Raw genomic sequence first — 1,973 nt, 5'->3', positions numbered from 1 at the left:
GACCGGCTGAGCCGCCGCACCCGGAGAATCAGCGGCCCGCGTCGCTGGGGCGGTCGCGCAGCCGGATCTCGGCGCTGTTCTGCAGGAAGCTCTGCTGCGACACCGGCACCAGGACCGCGCCCGCGTGGAATCCCGGCAGGTCCGTCGCGCCACAACTGATCATCGTCGCCTTGAGCTTGGCGATGGTCAGGTCGACGTTGTCGTAGAGGCTGCCTGCGTACGGGACGTAGCCGTCGACACCCTCCTCGAAGGTGAGCCGGCTGCCGCCGCCGTGCTCGTACCGCGACACGTTGCGCGCCCGGCTCGAGCCCTCGCCCCAGTACTCCTTGAAGAACTGGCCGCCGACCCGCACCAGCGGCGACGGGCTCTCGTCGAAGCGGGCGAAGTAGCGCCCCAGCATGACGAAGTCCGCGCCGAACGCGAACGCGATCGCCATGTGCGAGTCGGTGAGCAGGCCGCCGTCACAGCACACCGGCACGTAGACGCCGGTCTCCGCGGCGTACGCGTCGCGCTCGCGGACCACGTCGATCAGGGCGGAGGCCTGGCCGCGGCCGATGCCCTTCTGATCGCGGGTGGTGCAGATCGAGCCGCCGCCGATGCCCACCTTGACGAAGTCGGCCCCGGCCTCGGCCAGGTAGCGGAAGCCGCGGCCGTCGACGACGTTGCCACCGCCGATCCGCACGTCGTCGCCGTAGGTCTCGCGGACGAACCCGAGCGTCTCGGCCTGCCACACCGAGTACCCGTCGGACGAGTCGATGCACAGCAGGTCCGCGCCGGCCGCGACGAGCGCGGGGATCCGCTCGCGATAGTCGTGGGTGTTCACCCCGGCGCCGACCCGGAAACGCTTGTCCGCGTCGATCGACTCGTCGCGGAAGCGCTTGTGCAGCTCGTAATCGCGGCGCAGCACGATGGAGTGCAGCAGGCCGCCGGCGTCGACCACGGGCAGCACGTCCAGCCGGTGGTCCCAGATCAGGTTGTTCGCCTCGGACAGGGTCACCGTCGGCGGCGCGGTCACCAGGTCGGCCGCGGCGCGCATCCGGGAGGCGACGGTGTCGTCCAGGCGGTGGCGCCGCGGGTGGAAGTCGTCCGTCGAGATGAGACCGACGAACAGCCCGTGCGGGCTGCCGTCGTCGGTGACCACGGCGACGTCGCGCTCGGCTGACTCCAGCAGCACCGTCACCTCACCGAGGGTGGCCGACGGCTTGATGTTGATGTCGGAGAAGCGGAAGCCGGCCTTGTGCCGCTTGACCGCCTCGACCATGGCGGCCTGTTCCGGGATCGGCTGGTTCTGGTGCACGAAGCTGAGCCCGCCGCACTGGGCCAGCGCGATGGCGAGCCGGGGCGAGGAGACCGCGCCCATGACCGCGCTGGTCAGCGGGGTGGCGATGCGGACGGCGGCGGTCTCGCCGACCCGGTGGCGCACCAGCGGCGCGCTCAGGTCGATGTTGTCCGGGGTGCAGGCGGCGGTGGTGAGGCTCGGTACGAGCAGGAATTCGCTGAGCGTGCGCGACACTTCGTCGAGGATCTTCACAAGTCTCCTGAGCTGTGGGCCGGTCCGACATAAAGGTACGAACCTACCAGCGGAGTCAGGGGAGAGCGGTCACCCGGTCGAGCACATCGTCGGCCGGGCAGCGCCCGCGCAGCACGTACCGCTCGGTGAAGTCGGCGACCGCGTCGCGGATCTCCCGGGAGACGCCCTGGCGGGCCAGCGCCCCGTACGCGGCGACGAAGCACTCCCGCGCGGCGGCGGCCAGGGCCGGGTCGCTCAGCCCGTCGCGGGCGGCGCGTTCCCAGATCCGCGGCGCGCCCGCCAGCGGCCGGGTCGCGCACTCCGCCTCGGCGGCCGCGTACGCGTCGTCCAGCAGGGCCGCGGTGACCGCCAGCGGCACCCGCCAGCCGTCGTCGGGCTGCCGGTCGGCGACGTCGATCTCCAGGTGCCGCCGGGCGGCGACGGGCGGGCGCAGCGTCGCGAG

The 1,973-nt window shown here is 72.3% G+C and carries 1 protein-coding gene and 1 pseudogene; both read right to left on the bottom strand.

From position 1 onward, the window contains the following. Positions 1 to 28: 28 nt before the first annotated feature. The gene (locus AB0F10_RS45410) at positions 29 to 1,531 is read right to left on the bottom strand and encodes an IMP dehydrogenase (RefSeq protein ID WP_360640802.1); all 1,503 of its coding nucleotides are present in this window, start codon (positions 1,529 to 1,531) and stop codon (positions 29 to 31) included. Between the two features lie 55 nt (positions 1,532 to 1,586). Further along, positions 1,587 to 1,973 (bottom strand): annotated as a pseudogene (locus AB0F10_RS45405) (glutamylcysteine synthetase); the annotation flags it as partial.

The organism is Actinoplanes sp. NPDC026623 (assembly GCF_040638275.1).
In the GTDB taxonomy this organism is placed as follows: domain Bacteria; phylum Actinomycetota; class Actinomycetes; order Mycobacteriales; family Micromonosporaceae; genus Actinoplanes.
Note: the sequence above shows the minus strand (reverse complement) of the source record. Positions and strands in the feature narration are given on the sequence as shown.